The following is a 20,405-nucleotide window of genomic DNA, read 5'->3' as shown; positions in this document are numbered from 1 at the left end:
CGGGCCGTTCGTCGTCGGTTGGTCGGGCTACCAGCTCAGGTAGCCGGCCTGGGTCTGCACGTTCAGCTCGGGCATCCGGACCAGGTCGGCCGTCCAGGTGCGCCAGTCGTTGAGCTTGAGCACGTCCAGCCCTTTCTGGATGTCGCTGGAGTAGATGTGCCCGTTGTAGTAGTAGGTCGACCAGGCGCCGCCGGTGGTGAGCTGGGTGTCCGACAGCGGCCCGCGCTCCCAGAAGCCGATCTCCTTCGGCCGGGTCGAGTCGGTGAAGTCCCAGACCGAGACCCCGCCCTGGTACCACGCCTGCACCATGATGTCCTTGCCGAGTACGGGGATCAGCGAGCCGTTGTGGGCCACGCAGTTCTCGGTGTCGGCGTTGGTGCGGGGGATCTTGTAGTAGCTGCGGAAGACCATCGTGCGGGCGTCGCCCCGACCGGTGATGTCGTAGACGGCGTCCGCGCCCCGGTTCGGGCCGACGATCTCGTTGCAGGTGGCCGCGCCGCCGCCGCCGAGTTCGTCGGTGAACACCACCTTGGTCCCGGCGTTGTTGAACGTCGCGGAGTGCCAGAACGCGAAGTTCGCCGTGTCCCGCACCCGGTTGATCACCCGGGGTGCCTCCCGGTCGCGGATGTCGAGCAGGACGCCGTCGCCCATGCACGCCCCGGCGGCCAGGTCCTTGGCCGGGTAGGCGGTGATGTCGTGGCAGCCGGTGGTGGCCGAGGTCTGCCCGGGGATGCCCTCGTAGCCGCCGTCGGGGAAGAGGTTCGGGGTGGCCACCACCGACGCCTCGGTGGGCTTGTGCACCGGGACCTTCACGATGGAGATCGAGTCGTGCGGCGGCTGGCAGTCGGGGAAGTCGGCCCGGGGGCTGTACGACGACACGTACAGGTAGACGGCCCTGCGGTCCTTACCGGGGACGAGGGTGTGGGTGTGTGAGCCGCAGGCGGTCTCCACCGACTTGACGTAGCGCGGGTTGGCCTTGTCGCTGATGTCGAAGACCTTGATGCCCTCCCAGGACTCCTTCACCGTCGCCGGTTGGCTCGCGCTGGCGCACGAGTCGTCGGTGCGGGACGAATCGGTGGAGAGGAAGAGCAGGTCGCCGTAGACCGAGATGTCGTTCTGCGAGCCGGGGCAGAGCACCTGCGACACGATCTTCGGCGCGCTGGGGCGGCCGATGTCGTAGACGACGAAGCCGTTGTAGTTGCCGACGAAGGCGTACCGGCCCTGGAAGGCCATGTCGGTGCCGAGCGCGCTGGTGGTGTCGAACGGCGCCTGCTTGGGCAGGTTGGCGACCTGGCGCAGGTTGGGGCTGCTGGAGATCTCGTCGACGTCGAGGCCGGGGGGCGCCGGCGTCCCGCTCTCCGTCGCGGTGGCCGGTGCGGCGTTGCCTGCCGGGCTGGTGGCGACGCTCGCCACCAGCAGGCCGGCGGCGACCACGCTGACGATCTTCAACTGCCGTGGTCGGGGCAGGGGGAACCTGATCATCGGCGGAACCCTTCGAAAGGGGACGATGCGTGCCTGACACCTTACCGGCCAGTGATGACAGTTGATGTGATTCGCGCCACATCAATCCGCGGTGATGAATGGATACGATCGCGTCGACCTCGACCGGAGGGGGAGTCGCATGACCGGCCCACGTGGACGCGTCCTGCTCGCCGTCACAGTCGCCGCCGCCGTCCTGGTGTCGGTCGGGGTGGCCCTGCGCCCCGACGACCGGCCGTCCCCGGCGGCCCAGGGCCGCACGGCCACCCCGACGCCGACCCTCCCGACGGACGCTCCGGCGGTGATCGTGCCCGGCCGGCCGGGCGAACCCGCCGTGACCCGGCCCGCACAGGAGGTCCGCGAGCCCGGCACGCCCCGGTACAACACCCTCGACGTCTGGTTCGTGCGGATGATGATCCCGCACCACCAGCAGGCCCTCCAGTTGGCCGCGCTGGCCCCCGACCGCGCCGCCAGCGCCCAGGTCAAGGCGATCGCCGCGCGGATCCGGGGTGCCCAGGCACCCGAGGTCGGGCTGCTGCGCGGCTGGCTCGACGCCCGTGGCCTGGCCGCCGAGGAACCCGGCCACGAGCACGGCCGGATGCCGGGCATGCAGAGCCCCGAGGCGATCCGGCAGCTCACCGACGCCCGGGGCGTCGCCTTCGACCGGCTCTTCGTGCGCCTGATGACCGCCCACCACGAGGGCGCGGTGACGATGGCCACCCAGTTGCTCTCCGCCGGCGCCGACCAGCAACTCAACGAGTTCGCCACCGCCGTGGCGACCGAGCAGACCGTGGAGATGACCCGGCTACGCGAGCTGCTCTGAGCCCCGGCCGGGCCAGGGCCCGCATCGACCCCGAACGGGGCACTACGCTCGGTCACCGTGAGCCGTACCCTCTTCGGTCGCCCGCTGCGCGGCGTCGCCTTCGACGTCTGCGTCAGCGCGCTGGTGGTGCTCTTCACCCTGGTCACGGCGGCAGCCCAACCCGGCCTGTCGGCCCAGCCCGGTGGCTGGCCGTCCGCGCTGGTCGGCCTGTCCATGGCGGTGGCCCTGCTGTTCCGGCGCGGCCACCCGTCGCTGGTCGCGGTGCTCGTCGCCGGGCTGGCGTTGATCCAGGTGGTCGCCGGCTGGGGTCCGCTGGCCTACGACGTCGCCGTGCTGATCGCCCTCTACAGCGTGGTCAAGTACGCCGACCGGCTGCGCGACGGCATGCTGGCCGGTGCCGTCGCCGCCGTCGGGGTGCTGCTGGCCGCCTCGCAGGCCCAGACCAACGTCGCCTGGTGGGCCCCCGCGATCTACTTCGGGCTGATCACCGGCGGGGTGTGGCTGGCCGCGTTGAACGTCCGCACCCGCCGCCTCTACGTGCTCAGCCTGGAGGAACGGGCCGCCACGCTGGAACGCGAGCGGGAGGCCGAGGCCCGCGCGGCGGTGGTCGGCGAACGGGCCCGGATCGCCCGCGAGCTGCACGACGTGGTGGCCCACAGCATGGCGGTGATGATCGTGCAGGCCGACGGGGCCCGCCTGCTGTTCGACCGGGAGCCGGAGACCGCCCGGCAGGCGGTGAAGGTGGTCGCCGACACCGGCCGGCAGGCACTGGAGGAGATGCGGCGGTTGGTCGACGTGCTGCGCGAGCCCAGCCCACCGGAGCCGACCACCGGCCCGGGCGCGGTCACCCCGAGCACCGAACCGGAACGCCGCCGCGCCACCGTCGCCGAGCTGCCCGCACTGGTGGGCCGGTTCCGCGACGCCGGTCTGCGGGTCGAGTACCTTGCCAGGGAGGTGCCGGCCACCCTGCCACCCGGGCTCGACCTCACCGTCTACCGGGTGGTGCAGGAGGCCCTCACCAACGCCCTCAAGCACGCCGGGGTCGGCGCGCACGCCACGGTCGCGCTGGGCGTCGACGACGGGCTGGTGGTCCGGGTGAGCGACGACGGGCGCGGACGCCCGCCGACCCGGCCGGCGCCCTCCGGCGGCCACGGCCTGGTCGGGATGCGCGAGCGGGTCGGCGTGTACGACGGCCGGCTCACCGCCGGACCCCGTACCGGTGGCGGGTGGCAGGTCGAGGTACGGCTGCCGCTACCGTCGACCCCGGACCCGGAGGTGATCGCGGCATGACGGTACGAGTGGTGATCGTGGACGACCAGGCGCTGGTGCGGGCCGGCTTCCGGATGGTGCTGGACTCCCAGCCTGACCTGACGGTCGTCGGCGAGGCGATCGACGGGGCGGACGCGTTGCGGGTGCTGGCCGGGGTCCAGGCCGACGTGGTGGTGATGGACCTGCGGATGCCGACCATGGACGGGGTGGAGGCGACCCGCCGCATCTGTGCCGCCTCCGCCGACGGCCGGCCCCGGGTGCTGGTGCTGACCACCTTCGACACCGAAGCGGACGCGTTCGCCGCGCTGCGCGCCGGGGCCAGCGGGTTCCTGCTCAAGAACGTGCCACCGGAGGAGTTGCTGGCGGCCATCCGGGTGGTCGCCGAGGGCGACTCGGTGGTCGCCCCGTCGATCACCCGCCGGCTGCTCGACCGGTTCGCCGACCGGCTCGGCCCCGCCCCCACCGAGGACCCGCGCCTGGCCCAGCTCACCGACCGGGAGCGGGAGATCCTGCTGCTGGTCGCGCAGGGCCTGGCCAACGCCGAGATCGCCGCCCGGGTGCACGTCGCCGAGGCGACGGTGAAGACCCACGTCGGCCGGATCCTGGCCAAGCTCCAGCTCCGCGACCGGGTCCAGGTGGTGGTCCTGGCCTACGAGAGCGGCCTGGTCACCCCGGGCGGCTGAGCCCGGGTACGACCTGGGGCGTACGGGTGTCCCGGTTCGGGGCGACCTGTGGCGGAGTCGGCCCGAGCGGGCGGGTGGACGCCGGGCGGCGGGCCGCTGCCTAGCGTCGGAGGGGACCGCACCACGCCGACCGGGAGTGCCCATGTCCGTGCCCACCGTCGCCCACCCCGCGCCCCACCCACCCACCGTCGCCGGCCGTCGCCCCACCGGCTGCCGCCCGCCCGTGGGGTCCACCGCCCGCCGTCCGCCCGTGGAGTCCGGGGCCGTGCCGCGCCGGGCCGTCGGCCGGGACCGGCGGTGACCGGGATGTGGCGGCTGACCCTGCGTACGCTGCGCGCCGACGCCCTGCGTCTGCTGCTCTCCTCGGTGGCGATCGTGCTCGGGGTCGCGTTCGTCGCCGGCACGCTGATGCTCACCGACGGCATGCAGGCCGGGGCGTACGAGCGGGCCGGTGCCTTCGACCGGCACACCGACCTGGGCGTCTACGCCGACCGGACCACCCTGCCGCCGTCCCTGGTCGACCGGGTGCGCACGGTCGACGGGGTGGCCGAGGCCGCCGGGGAGCTGACCGCCCTCGTCGGGGTGGTCGGCGTCGACGGCCGGCCGGTGCTCGGCGTCGGGTTGCTCGCCGCGATCCCCACCGGGCCCGCGTTGCGCTCCTACGACGTGATCGCCGGCCGGCTGCCCGACCGGCCCGGCGAGGTGGTCCTCGACGCGCCCACGGTCGCCGCGCAGGGGTTCACGCTCGGTGGCCCGGTCGGCGTCGGCGGCGCGACCGGCCCGGCCCGCCCGTACACCCTGGTCGGCACCGTCGACGTGGCCGGAACCACACGCGACGTCGGCGGCCCGTTCGTCGGGTTGGTCGGCGCGGACGCGCTGGCCGTCAGCGGGCGGCCGGGCTACGACCGGATCATGGTGGCCGCCGCGCCGGAAACGGCGGGGGCAGCCCTGGCCGGCCGGGTGGCCGCCGTGGTCGGTGGGGACGCCATGGTGAAGTCGCGGCAGAGCATCCTCGACGAGGCCGTCGAGGACGGGGTGCGTGACCTGGACCAGTTCCGCCTGGTGCTGCTCGTCTTCGCCGGGGTGGCGGTGGTGGTGGCCGGGTTCGTCATCGCCAACACCTTCGCCATCGTGCTCGCCCAGCGGACCCGGCGGACCGCGCTGCTGCGGCTGGTCGGGGCCCGCCGGGGGCAGGTCTTCCGGGCCGCCGTGCTGGAGGCGGCGGTGCTCGGGCTGGCCGGCTCGGCCCTCGGGGTGGCGCTCGGTGTCGGGCTGGCCGCCGGGGCGGCGGCCCTGACCCCCCGGCTCGACCTGCCGCTGTCCGTCGCCGGTCTGACGGTGACCGCCCGGACGGTCGGGCTCAGCCTGCTGCTCGGCACCCTGGTCACCGTCGGGTCCGCACTGCTGCCCGCCTGGCAGGGCACCCGGGTGCCGCCGATGGCCGCCCTCACCGACGCCGCCGGGCAGCCGGCCCGGGGTGCCGGGCGGGCCCGGCTGACCCTCGGCGCGCTGGTCGGCGTCGCCGGCATCGCCGCGTTGGCCGGGGCCGCCGCCGTCGGGCAGATCGCCCTGGTCGCCGTGGGTGGGGTGCTGTCCTTCTTCGGGATAGTCATGTTCGGTCCGCTGCTGGTGCCGGTGCTGGTCCGGTTGCTCGGCCGGCCGTTGCGACCGGTGTTCGGGGCCACCGCCGCGCTCGCCGTGGCCAACGCGGCCCGCAACCCGCGCCGGGTGTCGGCGACCGCCACCGCCCTGGTGATCGGCATCGGCCTGGTCTCGGCGTTCGTGGTCGGTGCCGGCAGCGTCAAGGTGGGCGTCGAGCGGGCGGTCGACGCTCGCATCGGTGTCGACTTCGTGGTCACCGGCGTCGGTGTCGGGCTGCCCGCCCCGCTCGCCGGGGAACTGGCCGCCCGACCCGAGGTGGGGGTGGTGCACGAGCACCGTAACCGGGTCGTCGACGGCGTCGAGCTGCGGTCGGCGCACCCGGCGCTGGCTCGGCGTACCCTCGACGCGGTCGACGCCGGGGACGTCGCGGACCTGGGGCCGGGGACGGTGCTGGTGCACCGGGAGCTGGCCGCCGCCCGGGGCTGGCGGGTGGGGTCGACGGTCACCGTCGCCGGGCGTCCGTTCCGGGTGGCCGCCGTGGTCACCGCCGACGGCCCGACGTCGCAGGGGGTGCCCGCCGGGCACGTGGTCGACCTGGCCGACGCCGACTTCACCGCGCTCTACCCCGACGAACGCGGCCAGCTGGCCGAGGTCGAGCCGGCCGACGGGGTGTCCGCCGAGCGGGCCCGCGCCGCCATCGGGGCGGTGGTCGCCCGGTACCCGACGGTGAACCTGCTGGACCAGGCCGCCTACAAGAAGACGCTCACCGGCACGGTGGACATGCTGCTCGCCTTCGTCACCGCGCTGCTCGGCCTGGCCGTGGTGATCGCCCTGGTCGGCGTGGCGAACACGCTCAGCCTGTCGGTGGTGGAGCGGAGCCGGGAAAACGCCGTGCTGCGTGCCGTGGGGCTGTCCCGGGGACGGATGCGCCTGCTGCTGGCCGTCGAGGCGGTGCTGACCGCCCTGGTCGGTGCGTTGCTCGGCACCGCGTTGGGCATCGCGGTCAGCGCCGGGACGGTGGCCTTCGTGGCCCGGCTGGGTGGCGGCTTCACGCTGGTGCTGCCCTGGGGGCGGCTCGGGCTGATCCTGGCCGTGGCCGTGCTCGCCGCGCTGGCCGCCTCGGTGCTGCCGGCCCGCCGTGCCCTGGCCCGTCCGGTGGTGGAGGCGCTCGGCGCGGAGTGACCCCGTAGTCGCCCGCCGGCCCCGGCGTCGTCGCCGGCCGGCGGGCCGCTGCGCCCCGGGCGGGGGCGTCGCGCGTCCCGGGGCAGCGGTCAGAGGCGTTCCACCATGTCACCCCGGCACCGGTCCCGGGTGTCGAAGACGTACCGGGCGTGCCGGGTGACCAGGTCGTAGTCGAAGCTGTCGTGGTCGGTCACCAGGACCACCGCGTCGGCTGCGGCGATCTCCCGCGCGGTCAGCTCCACGACCAGCACCCCGCCCGGGATGTGCTGCGGCTCCGCGTACGGCTCGACCGCGCGTACGTCCGCGCCGAGCGCCTGCAACCGCCGGGCCACGTCCACCGCCGGCGAGTCGCGCATGTCCCCGGTGTTCTTCTTGTACGCCAGCCCGAGCAGCAGCAACCGGGCCCCGTTGACCGGCCGGCCGATCCGGTTCAACCCGGCCATCACCCGCTGGGCCACGTGCTCGGGCATCTGGTGGTTGATGTCGTCGGCCAGCTCGATGAACCGGAACGGTCGGCCCAGGGTGCGCTTGACCTGCCAGGACAGGTAGCACGGGTCGATCGGCAGGCAGTGCCCGCCGACCCCTGGGCCGGGGCGGAACGGCATGAACCCGAACGGTTTGGACGACGCGGCCTCGATGGCCTGCCAGGCGTCGATGCCCAGTTGGTGGGAGGCCATCGCCAGTTCGTTGATCAGCGCGATGTTGACCTGGCGGAAGGTGTTCTCGATCAGTTTGGTCAGCTCGGCGACCCGGGTGGAGTCCACCGGCACCGTCCGTTCGACCAACCGCCGGTAGAAGCCGTCCACCCGCGCCAGCGACGCCGCGTCCACCCCGGACACCACCTTCGGGGTGTTCTCCAGCCGCCAGGTGGGGTTGCCCGGGTCGATCCGTTCGGGGCTGTAGCCGAGGTGGAAGTCACCCGGGCTGCGCAGCCCGCTCGCCGCCTCCAGCAACGGCCGGAGCAGGTCCTCGGTGGTCCCCGGGTAGGTGGTCGACTCCAGTACCACCGTGCAGCCGGGCCGGACGTACGGGCCGACGGCGGTGCCGGCCTGCTCGACGTAGCTCAGGTCGGGGGCTCCGTCGCGCAACGGGGTGGGTACGGTGATCACGCAGATGTCGAAACCCTCGGCGTCCGGGTACTCGGTGCTCGGCCGGTACCGGCCACTGGCGAGGGCGCGGCCGAGCCGGTCTGCCCCGATGTCCTCGACGAAGGATTCGCCGGAGGCGAGCCGCTTGACCCGGTCGGCGTCGACGTCCAACCCGACCACGTCCAGTCCGGCTTCGACGGCGCGCATGGCCAGCGGCAGTCCGACGTATCCCTGGCCGATGACGACGAGTTTCTCTGCGTTCACCCGGGCTCCCTGCAAGCGTGTCCTTGCACGGAGCCTAGATGGCGATATAGCGATCTACGCCCGTTTTGGCGTTCCTGGGGTCTCTAGGGGCGTTCCTGCCCAAACGAGAGGATCGTTCAGTTGTCGGCCGGCGGCATGCCGTCGCCGCCCCCGCCACCCGCGTCGGGCGTGGGCGGCGTCGTCTCCGGCGGGGTCGGCCCGGCGGGGGTCGTCGGAGCCGGGGTGGTCCCGGCGGGGGTCGTCGTCTCCACCGGCGTGGCCGGTGCGGACTTGGTGGGCAGCGACTGCGACGAGCCGTTCGGCAGCGGCGTCGGACTGACCGAGGCCGACGGCGACGGCTTCGCAGTCTGGTTGCCCGGCCGGTTCGGCCGCTCCGTCTCCTGGGGGCCGGTCTGCTCAACGACCGCCGGGAGCTCGCTCTGCTCGGTGGGCGCCACCGCCGGACCGGTGCTGCGGATGTTCGGCACGCCGTTGTCGAGCGACTTCGCGGCACCCAGGGCGGCACCGAGCGCGGTCAACGCGACCAGTACCGCGGCCAACGCGCCGACCAGCGAGCCCCGACGGGTCCGTCCCGACCCCGCCCCGACCACCGTCCTGGGCGTCTGCGCCCCGACGAGGCGGGGGGTGTTCGCCCCGGACGGGTCGCGCAGCGGCGGTGTCACCAGGGCGGTCATGGCGGTCGCGGTGCCGTCGCCACTCGCGGCGCGGGCGGCGGCGGCCATCTCGGCGCCGGTGGCGAAGCGGTCCGCGGGGTCCTTCTCCAACGCCCGGGCCACCAGGGCCCGCACCGGAGCCGGGATGTCCGCCGGCAGCTCCGGCGGCTCGTCGTCCAGATGGCGTACGGCCACCTGGAGCGGGTTGTCCCCGGTGAACGGCGGCTGCCCGGTCAGGCAGCAGTGGGCCACCGCGCCCAGGGCGTAGATGTCGGTGGCGGCCGAGACCGGCCGACCGGACGCCTGTTCGGGTGCCATGTAGAGGGCGGTGCCCGGCACCGCGTTCGTGCTGGTGATACTGGTCACATTGGTGGAGCGGGCGACGCCGAAGTCGACCAGCACCACCGTGCCGTCCTCCTGCACCAGCAGGTTGCTCGGCTTGACGTCGCGGTGCACGATCCCCCCGGCGTGCGCCGCGTGCAGGGCCTGGGCGACCTGGGCCACGACCGACATCGTCTCGGTCACGTCTAGGTGGCCGGCCGACTCGATCCGGCGCGACAGCGGCTCGCCCTCGACGAACTCCATGACGAGGTAGTCGGCCCGGGTGCCGTCGGCGAGCCGGTCCTCACCGCAGTCGAAGACCTGGACGATGCCGGGGTTGCGCAGCGCGGCCATGATCCGCGCCTCGGAGCGGAACCGGGCGATGAAATCGGGGTCCGAGACGAGCGCCGGCAGCAGCACCTTCACCGCGACCTGGCGACCGAGAACCAGGTCGGTGGCACGCCAGACATCGCCCATGCCGCCGGTGGCGACACGTTCGTCCAGGCGGTAGCGACCGCTGAGCACGACCTCGGATGACAACACCCCCATACCGTACCCAGGGTCCTCCCGTCCGGCAGACGGCGATATCCCTTCCGGGATTTCGGGGGGCGGCCCAATGGAGGTCACCCCTGACCGGCGGTGACCGGCACCCCACCCAAGGTCACCGGTGACGGGTCGTCGACGTCGTCCGCCCGATGGGATGACCCGGGGTGTCGAGAGCCAGGTGTCCCGGCGGCGATGCGGGCACGGCGACGCGCCACCAGGGAGTTGATCTATCTCACCCTTTCCGGCCCGATGTCCGCTTGCCTCCGCCGCCTCCGGCTCCTAATGTTGCCCACTCTGGCCCGTCCCGGCGCCGGTACCGCGCGCAGACCGACGCCGTACCCCGCGCGGCGGTGGCAGAGAAGTCATCCGGCGTGAGGTGCGATCGGGTCAGCGGGGGGCTGAAGGTGCGCGAGGTGGTCCGCTGGGCTGGCCGGGGCTGCGGCACGCGTCCGCCCGCCACCGGCCCGGGTCGTCCGCTGGGAACGACGCGGCCGTGACCGGTGACCTGACCGAAGCGGTCGTCGCGGCGCAGGCCGGTGACGAGGAGGCGTTCCGCATCCTCTACCGCAGCCTCCAGCCGGGTCTGCTGCGCTACCTCACCGCGCTCGTCGGCCCCGACGCCGAGGACGTGGCCTCCGAGACCTGGTTGCAGATCTCCCGGGACCTGTCCCGGTTCACCGGCGGCGAGTTCCGTGCCTGGGCGGTGACCATCGCCCGGAACCGGGCCATGGACCACCTGCGCCGTCAACGTCGCCGCCCGTCCCTGCCGGTGCCGGTGCAGGAACTCAACGACCTCGCCGGGGACGCCGACACCGCCGAGCGGGCCGGCGAGACGATCGGGACGGAGTCCGCGCTGGCGCTGATCGCCACCCTGCCACCCCGGGAGGCGGAGGCGGTGCTGCTGCGGGCGGTGATCGGGCTCGACGCCGAGACCGCCGGGCGGGTGCTCGGCCGGCGACCGGGTGCGGTCCGTACGGCCGCCCACCGGGGGTTGCGCCGGCTGGCCGCGTTGCTGGACCGTGGCGATGAACCCGAGCCGTCCGACGGCGAGCGGGTCGCCCCGCCCCGCCCCCGCCCGACGCCCCAGGTGTCCCGGGCCGAGCCGGCGGACGGCTGACATGAGGGGAGACTGGATGAACGTCGGCCGGTCGGCCCGAGCCGGCCGGACGGTGGACCGGGCCGAGGCCGAGCGGCTGCTCGACCAGGCCGGTGTCGACGCCCCGCCGGCCACCGCCGAGCCGCTCGCCCGGTTGCTGGCCGCTGCCGCCGCCCCGGCCCGGCCCGGTGAACTCGCCGGCGAGCAGGCGGCGGTCGTGGCCTTCCGGGCCGCGCGGGCCGCCGGGGTTCCCGCCCCCGCCGTGGTCGCCCGCCGGGGCCGCCGGTTGACCACCGGCGTGGTGACGTGGATCGCCGCGCTGGCCGCCACCGCCACCGCCGGGGTGGCCTTCGCCGCCGTCACCCGGGACGGGCCCGCCGAGCGGGTGCCCGGCCCGGCTCCGTCGTCCACCACCGCCACCCCCACCGCCGCCGGGTCGGCACGGCCCACCCCGCAGCGGTCCGGCCCGGTCCGGCAGGACCCGACGCGACGTCCCCCCTCGGGCCCGGGCGGTGCCCCCTCCGCCCCCGGGACGGTCCCCGGCCCCGGAGGTCCGGCCGGGACCGCCAAGGTGACCGGGCAGTGCCGGGCCTACCTGGCCAAGTCGCCCGAGCAGCGGGAGAAGGCGTTGACCAAGCCCGGCTTCGCCGAGGTGGTGGCCGCCGCAGGCGGGGCGGACCGGGTGGAGGCGTACTGCCGCCAACTCGTCCCGGGACGCCCACCGGGGGCACCCTCCGCCGGTCCCGGCGGAGGCCCCGGCCGTAAAAATTAGTCGAAAAGGCTTCACAAAAATTTCTTCCCGTCCGGTCTGCGAGATCGGTCCGGGAGAAAGAGGATGGAGGCACGACAGGGTCGGCCGCCACGGCCGTTCCCGACCGGTCGGCGCGGCCGGATCCCAGCGTCGGAGAGGGGCCGTCTCGTGGTGACATCGCCGGAACTGGACCACACGAGCGTGCTCGGCGAGATCGCCGGTGCCGCCGGCCACCTCGCCCGGATCTGCTTCAAGACCGGGCCACCCACCCTCACCGGCGTCGAACTGGAATGGACCGTCCACGACGCCGCCGACCCCGCCCGACCGTTGAACCGGGCGAGGCTACGAGCGGCACTCGGGCCACACAGCCCACCCACCCTGGACGACACCAGCCCCGCCCACCCCCTGCGGCACGGCAGCACCGTGACCGTCGAGCCGGGTGGGCAGGTGGAGGTGTCCACCGCGCCGCGATCCTCGGTCGCCGCGCTGGTCTCGGCCACCCAGGCAGACATCGACGAACTCGACGCGCTGCTCGCCCGTGCCGGGCTGGTGCTCGGGCGGACCGGCATCGATCCGTGGCGGGCCCCGAGCCCGGTGGTCGACACCCCGCGCTACCGCGCCATGCGCTGCGTCTTCGACCGCCGTGGTCCGGCCGGGCAGACCATGATGTACAGCACCGCCGGCCTCCAGGTCTGCCTCGACATCGGTGAACCCGCCGGACTGGCCGACCGCTGGGCGGCGGTACACGCGGTGGGGCCGGCACTGGTGGCGGCCTTCGCCACCGCCGACCGGCACGCCGGCCGACCCACCGGCTGGGCGTCCGCCCGGATGGCCGCCTGGCTGGACATCGACCCGGCCCGCACCGGTCCCGTCTGGTCGGCCCAGCAGCCCGACCAGGACCCGGTGGCCGCCTGGATCGACTACGTGCTGGCCGCGCCGCTGCTCTGCCTGCGCCACGACGGCCCGGACTGGACACCACCACCGGGGATCACCTTCGCCGACTGGATCGCCGGGGCGCTGCCGCGCCCACCGACCACCGACGACCTGGACTACCACGTCAGCACGCTCTTCCCGCCGGTCCGCCCGCGTGGCTACCTCGAGGTCCGCTACCTCGACGCCCAGCCCGGCCGGGACTGGACCCTCCCGCTGGCCGTGCTGACCGCGCTGCTGCACGACGACCACACGGTCCGGGCGGCCCGGACGATCGCCGCACCGGTGGCCGACCGCTGGCACCCCGCCGCACGGCACGGACTTGCCGACCCGGCCCTGGCCACGGCCGCCGCGGCCCTGCTCGACCTGGCCCGGCAGACGCTGCCGGCGCTGGACCTGCCGACCGAGACCCAGCACGAGATCGACCGCGGAATCCGTCGACGGATCGTCGCCGCACAGAAGGGGGACCGGTGACCACCACCGAAGAACCGGGCACGGGGACCGAGTCGCTGCGCAGCCGGATCGCCGCCGAACTCGCCCGGACCCGGGCCCGCACCGACGCGCTCACCGCCGCCGTCGACGACGACGACCTGGTCCGTCAGCACTCGACGCTGATGTCACCCCTGGTCTGGGACCTCGCCCACGTGGGCAACCAGGAGGAACTCTGGCTCGTGCGCGACGTCGGCGGGCGGGAGCCGGTGCGGCAGGACATCGACGACCTGTACGACGCCTTCAAGCAGCCCCGCAAGGACCGGCCCGCGTTGCCGCTGCTGCCACCGGCCGAGGCGCGGGCCTACGTGGCGACCGTCCGCGACAAGGTCCACGACCTGCTCGACGGGATCCGGTTCACCGACCGGGCGCTGGTCGCCGACGGGTTCGTCTTCGGCATGATCGTGCAGCACGAGCAGCAGCACGACGAGACCATGCTCGCCACCCACCAGCTGCGTTCCGGCCCACCGGTGCTCGACGCGCCCCCGCCCCCCGAGCCACGGGCACGGGTCGCCGCCGAGGTGCTGGTGCCGGCGGGACCGTTCACCATGGGCACCTCCACCGATCCGTGGGCGCTGGACAACGAACGCCCCGCCCACACCGTCGAGCTGCCCGCGTACGTCATCGACGCCACGCCGGTGACCAACGGGGCGTACCGGGAGTTTCTCGCCGACGGCGGGTACGACGACCCGCGCTGGTGGAGCGCGGCCGGCTGGCGGCACCGCACCGAGGCCGGCCTGACCGCGCCGATGCACTGGCGACGCGACGGCGACGGCTGGGCCTACCAGCGGTTCGGCAGGTGGGCGCCGGTCCGTGACGACGAGCCGGTGGTGCACGTCTGCTGGCACGAGGCGCAGGCGTACGCCCGCTGGGCCGGCAAGCGGCTGCCCACCGAGGCGGAGTGGGAGAAGGCGGCCCGGTGGGACCCGTCGACCGGCCGGTCCCGGCGCTGGCCGTGGGGCGACGACGAGCCGACCGCCGAGCACGCCAACCTGGGGCAACGGCACCTGTGGCCGGCACCGGTCGGGGCCTACCCGGCGGGCGCCTCGCCGCTCGGTGTGCACCAGCTGATCGGCGACGTCTGGGAGTGGACGGCCAGCCCCTTCCACGGTCACCCCGGCTTCGCCGTCTTCCCCTACCGGGAGTATTCGGAGGTGTTCTTCGGCGGCGACTACCGGGTGCTGCGTGGCGGCTCGTTCGGCACCGACCGGGCGGCCTGCCGGGGCACCTTCCGCAACTGGGACCACCCGATCCGGCGGCAGATCTTCAGCGGCTTCCGCTGCGCCCGTGACGCCCGGCCCGAGGAGGCCCACGGGTGACCGGCGGTGTCGCCTGATGTGCCGGCACCTGGCGTACCTCGGCCCCCCGGTGACCCTGCGGTCGCTGCTGTACGACCCGCCGCACTCGCTGGTGCGGCAGTCCTGGGCCCCCCGGGACATGCGTGGCGGCGGCACGGTCAACGTCGACGGCTTCGGTGTCGGCTGGTATCCCGGCACCGGCCGGCCGGGCGGGGACGACGGTCGCGGCGGGGATCCGGTGCGGTACCGCCGGGCCGGCCCGATCTGGTCCGACCCGACCCTGCCCGAGCTGGCCGGGGTGACCACCTCCGGCGCGGTGCTGGCGGCGGTGCGCTCCGCCACGGTCGGCATGCCGGTGCAGGAGAGCGCTGCCGCGCCCTTCGCCGAGGGGCGCTGGCTGTTCAGCCACAACGGGGTGGTGCGCGGCTGGCCGGACTCGGTCGTCGAACTGGCCGGGGGACTGCCGGTGCGGGATCTGCTCACCCTCGACGCGCCGACCGACTCGGCGCTGCTGTGGGCGCTGGTCCGGCACCGGTTGCGGGCCGGCGCGTCGCTGGCCGAGGGGGTCACCGCGACCGTCCGGGAGGTGGCCGCCGCAGCCCCGGGATCACGGCTGAACCTGCTGCTCACCGACGGCGTGTCGGTGGTGGCGAGCGTGTGGGGGCACGCGTTGTCGGTGCGCGCCGACGACGGCACGGCGCTGCTGGCCTCCGAGCCGGTGGACGACGCGCCCGGCTGGCGGGAGGTGCCCGACCGGCGGTGGGTCCGGGCGGGACCGGACGGGGTGCACGTCGGCGAGCTGGAGTGACCCGACGGAACAGGACGTTTTCGGTGCAGGAGAGGACGACATGAGCGCGGAACCGCTGGAGATCTACCTGGAGGAGCGGGACCTCGACCGGGCGCTGCGGTCCGATGTGCGGACCGGGCTCGCGGCCGACCCGAAGTGGCTGCCACCGAAGTGGTTCTACGACGCCCGGGGCAGCGAGTTGTTCGAGGAGATCACCCGGCTGCCGGAGTACTACCCGACCCGGGCGGAACGGGCGGTGCTCGCCGAGCGGGCGGCCGACATCGCGGCGTCGACCGGGGCGAAGACGTTGATCGAGCTGGGCTCCGGTTCGTCGGAGAAGACGCGGCTGCTGCTGGACGCGTTCACCCGGCACGGCGGGCTGGGCACCTTCGTGCCGCTGGACGTGTCGGTGAGCGCGCTGCGGCAGTCCACCGCGCAGATCGCCACCGACTATCCGGCGTTGCGGGTCCGCGGCATCGTCGGTGACTTCACCCGGCAGCTGGACCGGTTGCCGACCGGTGGCCGACGGCTGGTGGCCTTCCTGGGCGGCACCATCGGCAACCTGCTGCCGGCCGAGCGGGTCGGCTTCCTGGCCGCCATGCGGGCGGCCCTGGAGCCGGGCGACCACCTGCTGATCGGCACCGACCTGGTGAAGGACCCGGCGGTGATCGTGCCCGCCTACGACGACGCGGCCGGGGTCACCGCCGAGTTCAACCGCAACGTGCTCCGGGTGATCAACCGGGAGTTGGCCGCCGACTTCGATCCGGACGCGTTCGCCCACGTCGCCCACTGGGACCCCACGCAGGAGTGGATCGAGATGCGGCTGCGGGCCCGGCACCCGATGCGGGTACGGATCGGGGCGCTCGATCTGACGGTCGACTTCGCCGCCGACGAGGAGATGCGCACCGAGGTGTCGGCGAAGTTCCGGCCGGCGGGGGTCGCCGCCGAGCTGACGGCGGCCGGTTTCCTGCCCACCCGGTTCTGGACCGACCCGGACAGCCTGTTCGGGGTGACGTTGGCCCAGGCGGCGTGACCCGCCCCGGCCGTTCGGGGTGAGCCGGCCCAGGTGGCCTGACCCGCCCCGGCCGTTCGGGGTGACGTCGGCCCCGCCGGCCTGACCCGCCCCGGCCGTTCGGGGTGACGTCGGCCCCGCCGGCCTGACCCGCCCCGGCCCGTCGGCCGGCGGGGCGTCCGGGTGACGATGTGCACCCGACGTCCCGTCGGCCGGGCCGCTCGGCTAGGCTGGTGGACGCGAAGGGGAGTAGCCCCCAATGTCGTGGTCGACACACTGGTGCGTTCCGCACCCGGCCACGCGGCCCCACCTCACGGTGGGGCGGGCGAGACCTTCGACTCAGGCTGTCACAGCCGGGTCGAGGGCGCCCCACACCTCCTCCCGGCCTGATCGGGAAGGTTCTCATGGACGGTTTCCTCGTCGCGCTGGTGGTCAGCTTCGGCGTCATCTTCGTCGCCGAGCTGGGGGACAAGTCCCAGCTCATGGCGCTCACGTTCGCCACCCGCTTCAAGACGGTCCCGGTGCTGATCGGCATCACCGTCGCCACCGCGATCGTGCACCTGGCCTCGGTGGCCATCGGGGTCGGCCTGAACGCCGCGCTGCCCACCGGGTGGATCTCGCTGGTCGCCGGCCTGGCGTTCCTCGGCTTCGGGGTCTGGACGCTGCGCGGGGACAAGCTCACCGAGGAGGAGAAACGCAAGGCGGAGAAGACCGGCAAGTCCGCCGTCTTCGCCGTCGGTGTCGCCTTCTTCCTGGCCGAGTTGGGCGACAAGACGATGCTGGCCACCATCACCCTGGCCACCAAGTACGGCTGGTTCGGCACCTGGCTCGGCTCGACCCTCGGCATGGTGGCCGCCGACGCCCTGGCCATCCTGGTCGGCCGGTTGCTCGGTCGGCACCTGCCGGAGAAGACCATCCGGTACGGCGCGGCGGTGCTCTTCGCCATCTGCGGCCTGTGGTTGATCCTGGAGGCGGTGCGGGAGCTGTCCTGACCGTGCGGCTGGCCGGGTCCTCCGACTAGCCGGTCCGGGGGCGGGTAACGCCACCCGGTGAGGGTGGACGAGTTGCTGCGCCACGGCGACACGGTCGTGGTGGGCGTGGTGGAGACCTTCGGTGCGACGGTCATCGTCGTCGGCGCGCTCTGGGCGGCGCTGCGGTTCGTGGTCGAGGGGCTGCGACACCGCAGCGCCGCCGTGTTCACCCCGATCCGGCTCTCCCTCGGCCGGTTCCTCACCCTCGGCCTGGAGTTCCAGTTGGCGGCGGACATCCTGCGTACCGCGGTGTCGCCGACCTTCGCCCAGCTCGGTCAGCTGGCCGCGATCGCCACCATCCGGACCGCGTTGAACGTCGTGCTGCGCCGGGAGATCGCCCAGGAGCAGCGGCAGGTGGGCGCCGACGCGGGTGGTCGACCGCACCCCGACCCGCAGCCGACGCCGACCGGGGCCGCAGGTGGCGGGTCGCCCGGATGAGCGGTCTCGCCGCCCCGCTCGCCGCCGTGGTGAGCGCCCTCGCCCTGGGTGTCGGTGGTGTGGTGCTGCTGACGGTGCGGTCCTGGCGGACCGCCCTGGGGGTGCTGCTCGAACTGCTGGTAGCTGCGGGTCTGCTCCGGCTGCCGGGTGGGCGGAGCTGGCCGGCGTTGGCGACGACGGTGGCGGTCATCGTGCTGCGCCGGGTGCTCTGGGCCGGCCTGGGCACGCCGGCCCCCGCCGACCACCAGCCCTCTGGCGGCCCGGGTCCCCCGGGCGGGCCACCGCCCGCTGGCTGACTTCCACCCGCTGGCGGACTACCGACCCGTCGGGACGGGTAAGCCGTGCCACCCCCACCGGGGGTGGCACGGCACGAACCGAAGGTGACGGGAAGGATTCCCCTATGAGCCGGCACGACGAGCCCAACGAGTACGGCTTCGCGGGCGGGGCCACCGCCCCCCAGCCCCAGCCGGGCGGTCGCCCCGACGAGCAGGACCGGGCGGAGGCGGTCGCGGTGCCGGGCGACGACCTGACCGAGGCGGTCGCCGAAGCGTTGGAGGAGACCGAACCGGACGGGCGGGACCGTACGGCGCACCGCGGTCGTTGACCGTCACGACCGTCCGCCCGGTGGTCCCCGGCTGGGGACGGCACCGGGCGGACGGTGGGCTCAGCGGGGGGACGGCAGCGCGGAGAGCCGGGTGGTGTCGCCGAGCCGGGCGAGGTTGTCGTCGCAGCACGCCGCCAGCCGTTTGACCATCTCGTCGGGGTCGCCGTACGGGTCGAGCCCGGCCAGTTCCTCGGGGGCCAGCGCGGGCACCCGGACGTGGGAGATGAGCGGGTGCAGCGGTCGGCTGTCGATCTCGTCGACGCCGAACAGGTCCTCGTGCAGTTTCTCCCCGGGGCGCAGACCGGTGTAGACGATCTCGGGCGGCGGGGACGCCTCGGCGGCCAGCCGTTGGGCCACCTCGGCGATGCGTACCGGCTCGCCCATGTCCAGCACCAGCGCCTCGCCGCCCCGGCCCAGGACGGCGGCCTGGAGCACCAGGTGCACCGCCTCCTGCATGGTCATGAAGTACCGGGTCACGTCCGGGTGGGTCACGGTGATCGGGAGCCCGGCCCGGACCTGGGCCTGGAAGGCGGTGAGCACCGAGCCCCGGCTGCTGAGTACGTTGCCGAAGCGGACGCTGAGGAACTTCGCGCCGTACCGGTCGGCGTAGTGCGCCATCAGCCGCTCGGTGATCCGCTTGGAGTAGCCCAGCACGCTGATCGGGTTGGCCGCCTTGTCGGTGGAGATGTTCACGAACTCGGCGACGTCCCGGCATGCCTCCAGCACGTTGAGGGTGCCCTGGACGTTGGTCTTGACCGCCTCGCCGGGGTGCCGTTGCAGCAGCGTGAGGTGCTTGAGTGCGGCGGCGTGGAAGACGATGTCGGGCCGCCGGTCGGCGATGATCCGGGCGATGCCGTCACCGTCGCGGATGTCGGCGAGGATCAGCTCCGGCCCGTCCAGCAGCGCCCGGCCGTGCAGGGACATCTGCAGGGCGTGCAACGCGGACTCGTCCCGGTCCAGCATCATCAGCTCACCGGGGTCGCAGCGGGCGATCTGCCGGCACAGCTCCGAGCCGATCGACCCTCCGGCCCCGGTGACCAGGACCCGGCGTCCGGCGAGACCGTTGCGTTCCACGGTCAGTTCGGCGACCCGTTGGGCCCGGCCGAGCAGGTCGGTGAGTTGCAGGTCGCGTACGGCGTCGGCGGTGACCGGGCGGTCGAGCAGTTCCCGTACCGGCGGGAGCACCTTGAACGCGGCACCGGCCTGCAGGGTGCGGCTGCGCACGTCGCGCATCAACGCCGCGTCCGAGCCGTTGATCGAGAAGATCACGGTGCTGGCCCGGGTGTCCCGGACCGCCTGGGTGAGCCGGTCCCGACCACCGAGCACCCGCAGCCCGGCCACCCGCAGCCCCTGTTTGTCGGGGTCGTCGTCGAGCAGTCCCACCGGCAGGTATCCGCTGGCCGGGTCGCCGAGCAGCACCCGGACCAGGCGTTCGCTGGCGGCGTCGACACCGTAGATGAGGGTCCGGTCGGCGGAGCGGGCCGGTCGGGCGTCCCGGTCGCGTCGCCACCGGTAGGTGACCCGGCCGGCCCCCATCATCAGCAGCGCCACGGCGGCACCGAGGACCGGCACGCTGGCGGGGACCGGTCGGTCCGTCATCGGCAGCAGCGCGGCCAGGGCCACGGCGGCGGCCAGCACCACGGTGCCACCCAGGTCACGGGCCTCGCCGACGCTGCCGACCGGGTGCCGGCCCCGGGCGGTGAACCGTACCTGTTCGAGGGCGGCGTGGATGACCGCGCACACGCCGGCGGCCCCGAGGGCGAGCGCGCACTGCCGGGGCGTGATGCCGAACTCGTAGCGCGCCCAGGAGGCGATCAGAAAGCCCGCGCACCAGGAAGCGGTGTCGAGCGTTAGCAATGACAGGGCCTTCGCGCGTCGGGTCACCCAATCGCGCCGCTGGATGGGGGCGTCGTCGGGCAGGGGGTCTACGTGGTTCATTGGCGTCCTCTGCGTTTTGTTTCGCTATTGCGAGGATTCGGCACTGCTAAGAGGTTTGCATCGTATACGTTGCTTTTGCCGTCTAACGGACTACATGCAGGGTTTAGATACTCTCACGCTG

General features: G+C 73.9%; 18 protein-coding genes. 14 read left to right on the top strand and 4 right to left on the bottom strand.

Going from position 1 to position 20,405, the window contains the following annotated elements; all coding sequences use genetic code 11:
• Positions 1-27: 27 nt before the first annotated feature.
• On the bottom strand, positions 28-1,482 hold the full coding sequence (locus AB0C22_RS21830; RefSeq protein WP_357536708.1) for a hypothetical protein: 1,455 nt from the start codon (positions 1,480-1,482) through the stop codon (positions 28-30).
• A 139-nt stretch (positions 1,483-1,621) separates the two neighbouring features.
• Here AB0C22_RS21830 and AB0C22_RS21825 point away from each other — a divergent pair, with 139 nt between their 5' ends.
• The 4 genes from AB0C22_RS21825 to AB0C22_RS21810 all read left to right on the top strand — a co-directional run bounded on the left by AB0C22_RS21825 (position 1,622) and on the right by AB0C22_RS21810 (position 7,038).
• Positions 1,622-2,302, top strand: coding sequence for a DUF305 domain-containing protein (locus AB0C22_RS21825; RefSeq protein WP_357536706.1), 681 nt, complete (start codon positions 1,622-1,624; stop codon positions 2,300-2,302).
• A 57-nt stretch (positions 2,303-2,359) separates the two neighbouring features.
• Complete coding sequence (locus AB0C22_RS21820; RefSeq protein WP_357536704.1) at positions 2,360-3,592, top strand: sensor histidine kinase; 1,233 nt, start codon at positions 2,360-2,362, stop codon at positions 3,590-3,592.
• Positions 3,589-4,254 (top strand): response regulator transcription factor, encoded by a 666-nt coding sequence (locus AB0C22_RS21815; RefSeq protein ID WP_219462358.1) that lies wholly within the window; start codon positions 3,589-3,591, stop codon positions 4,252-4,254. Before AB0C22_RS21820 ends, AB0C22_RS21815 begins: the two co-directional genes overlap by 4 nt.
• Before the next feature lie 306 nt (positions 4,255-4,560).
• Entirely contained in the window at positions 4,561-7,038 is a 2,478-nt protein-coding gene (locus tag AB0C22_RS21810; RefSeq protein ID WP_357536817.1) for an FtsX-like permease family protein, read from the top strand.
• 89 nt (positions 7,039-7,127) lie between these two features.
• Here the strand turns inward: AB0C22_RS21810 and AB0C22_RS21805 are convergent, their stop codons facing one another.
• On the bottom strand, positions 7,128-8,390 hold the full coding sequence (locus tag AB0C22_RS21805) for a nucleotide sugar dehydrogenase (RefSeq protein WP_219462351.1): 1,263 nt from the start codon (positions 8,388-8,390) through the stop codon (positions 7,128-7,130).
• 116 nt (positions 8,391-8,506) lie between these two features.
• The gene (locus AB0C22_RS21800; RefSeq protein ID WP_357536702.1) at positions 8,507-9,913 is read right to left on the bottom strand and encodes a protein kinase; all 1,407 of its coding nucleotides are present in this window, start codon (positions 9,911-9,913) and stop codon (positions 8,507-8,509) included.
• 490 nt (positions 9,914-10,403) lie between these two features.
• Between AB0C22_RS21800 and AB0C22_RS21795 the strand changes: the two genes are divergently transcribed.
• From AB0C22_RS21795 to AB0C22_RS21750, 10 genes are all read left to right on the top strand, one after another.
• Positions 10,404-11,027 (top strand): RNA polymerase sigma factor, encoded by a 624-nt coding sequence (locus tag AB0C22_RS21795; RefSeq protein WP_357536699.1) that lies wholly within the window; start codon positions 10,404-10,406, stop codon positions 11,025-11,027.
• Between the two features lie 16 nt (positions 11,028-11,043).
• The gene (locus AB0C22_RS21790; protein WP_208570715.1) at positions 11,044-11,778 is read left to right on the top strand and encodes a hypothetical protein; all 735 of its coding nucleotides are present in this window, start codon (positions 11,044-11,046) and stop codon (positions 11,776-11,778) included.
• A 147-nt stretch (positions 11,779-11,925) separates the two neighbouring features.
• Positions 11,926-13,161, top strand: a complete 1,236-nt coding sequence (gene egtA / locus AB0C22_RS21785; protein ID WP_357536697.1) for an ergothioneine biosynthesis glutamate--cysteine ligase EgtA — start codon at positions 11,926-11,928, stop codon at positions 13,159-13,161.
• Positions 13,158-14,495, top strand: a complete 1,338-nt coding sequence (gene egtB, locus AB0C22_RS21780; protein WP_357536695.1) for an ergothioneine biosynthesis protein EgtB — start codon at positions 13,158-13,160, stop codon at positions 14,493-14,495. Before egtA ends, egtB begins: the two co-directional genes overlap by 4 nt.
• 16 nt (positions 14,496-14,511) lie before the next feature.
• Positions 14,512-15,282: an ergothioneine biosynthesis protein EgtC gene (gene egtC, locus AB0C22_RS21775; RefSeq protein WP_357536693.1), complete on the top strand. Its 771-nt coding sequence runs from the start codon at positions 14,512-14,514 to the stop codon at positions 15,280-15,282.
• Positions 15,283-15,322: 40 nt separating this feature from the next.
• Positions 15,323-16,294 carry an L-histidine N(alpha)-methyltransferase gene (gene egtD / locus AB0C22_RS21770; protein WP_357536691.1) on the top strand — a complete coding sequence of 324 codons (972 nt, stop codon included), beginning with the start codon at positions 15,323-15,325 and terminating at the stop codon, positions 16,292-16,294.
• A 383-nt stretch (positions 16,295-16,677) separates the two neighbouring features.
• Entirely contained in the window at positions 16,678-17,265 is a 588-nt protein-coding gene (locus AB0C22_RS21765) for a TMEM165/GDT1 family protein (protein ID WP_208570720.1), read from the top strand.
• 57 nt (positions 17,266-17,322) lie between these two features.
• A complete protein-coding gene (locus tag AB0C22_RS21760) occupies positions 17,323-17,742 on the top strand; it encodes a DUF1622 domain-containing protein (RefSeq protein ID WP_357536689.1) in 420 nt (139 codons plus the stop codon).
• Positions 17,739-18,038: a hypothetical protein gene (locus AB0C22_RS21755; protein WP_357536687.1), complete on the top strand. Its 300-nt coding sequence runs from the start codon at positions 17,739-17,741 to the stop codon at positions 18,036-18,038. The genes AB0C22_RS21760 and AB0C22_RS21755 overlap by 4 nt, the downstream gene beginning before the upstream one ends.
• A gap of 104 nt (positions 18,039-18,142) precedes the next feature.
• Positions 18,143-18,346 (top strand): hypothetical protein, encoded by a 204-nt coding sequence (locus tag AB0C22_RS21750; RefSeq protein ID WP_357536685.1) that lies wholly within the window; start codon positions 18,143-18,145, stop codon positions 18,344-18,346.
• Between the two features lie 60 nt (positions 18,347-18,406).
• Here the strand turns inward: AB0C22_RS21750 and AB0C22_RS21745 are convergent, their stop codons facing one another.
• On the bottom strand, positions 18,407-20,284 hold the full coding sequence (locus tag AB0C22_RS21745) for a nucleoside-diphosphate sugar epimerase/dehydratase (protein WP_357536683.1): 1,878 nt from the start codon (positions 20,282-20,284) through the stop codon (positions 18,407-18,409).
• Positions 20,285-20,405: the final 121 nt, after the last annotated feature.

This window comes from Micromonospora sp. NPDC048894 (assembly GCF_040649765.1).
In the GTDB taxonomy this organism is placed as follows: Bacteria; Actinomycetota; Actinomycetes; order Mycobacteriales; family Micromonosporaceae; genus Micromonospora; species Micromonospora antibiotica.
The sequence above is the reverse complement of the archived record's forward strand: the minus strand, read 5'-3'. Positions and strand labels throughout refer to the sequence as shown.

What these genes read in the sequence shown, in the direction of transcription:
- AB0C22_RS21830 (WP_357536708.1), bottom strand. Translation starts at nt 1,482, where the DNA reads ATGATCAGGTTCCCCCTGCCCCGACCACGGCAGTTGAAGATCGTCAGC.
- AB0C22_RS21825 (WP_357536706.1), top strand. Translation starts at nt 1,622, where the DNA reads ATGACCGGCCCACGTGGACGCGTCCTGCTCGCCGTCACAGTCGCCGCC.
- AB0C22_RS21815 (WP_219462358.1), top strand. Translation starts at nt 3,589, where the DNA reads ATGACGGTACGAGTGGTGATCGTGGACGACCAGGCGCTGGTGCGGGCC.
- AB0C22_RS21810 (WP_357536817.1), top strand. Translation starts at nt 4,561, where the DNA reads ATGTGGCGGCTGACCCTGCGTACGCTGCGCGCCGACGCCCTGCGTCTG.
- AB0C22_RS21800 (WP_357536702.1), bottom strand. Translation starts at nt 9,913, where the DNA reads ATGGGGGTGTTGTCATCCGAGGTCGTGCTCAGCGGTCGCTACCGCCTG.
- AB0C22_RS21790 (WP_208570715.1), top strand. Translation starts at nt 11,044, where the DNA reads ATGAACGTCGGCCGGTCGGCCCGAGCCGGCCGGACGGTGGACCGGGCC.
- egtC (WP_357536693.1), top strand. Translation starts at nt 14,512, where the DNA reads ATGTGCCGGCACCTGGCGTACCTCGGCCCCCCGGTGACCCTGCGGTCG.
- egtD (WP_357536691.1), top strand. Translation starts at nt 15,323, where the DNA reads ATGAGCGCGGAACCGCTGGAGATCTACCTGGAGGAGCGGGACCTCGAC.
- AB0C22_RS21765 (WP_208570720.1), top strand. Translation starts at nt 16,678, where the DNA reads ATGGACGGTTTCCTCGTCGCGCTGGTGGTCAGCTTCGGCGTCATCTTC.
- AB0C22_RS21755 (WP_357536687.1), top strand. Translation starts at nt 17,739, where the DNA reads ATGAGCGGTCTCGCCGCCCCGCTCGCCGCCGTGGTGAGCGCCCTCGCC.
- AB0C22_RS21750 (WP_357536685.1), top strand. Translation starts at nt 18,143, where the DNA reads ATGAGCCGGCACGACGAGCCCAACGAGTACGGCTTCGCGGGCGGGGCC.
- AB0C22_RS21745 (WP_357536683.1), bottom strand. Translation starts at nt 20,284, where the DNA reads ATGAACCACGTAGACCCCCTGCCCGACGACGCCCCCATCCAGCGGCGC.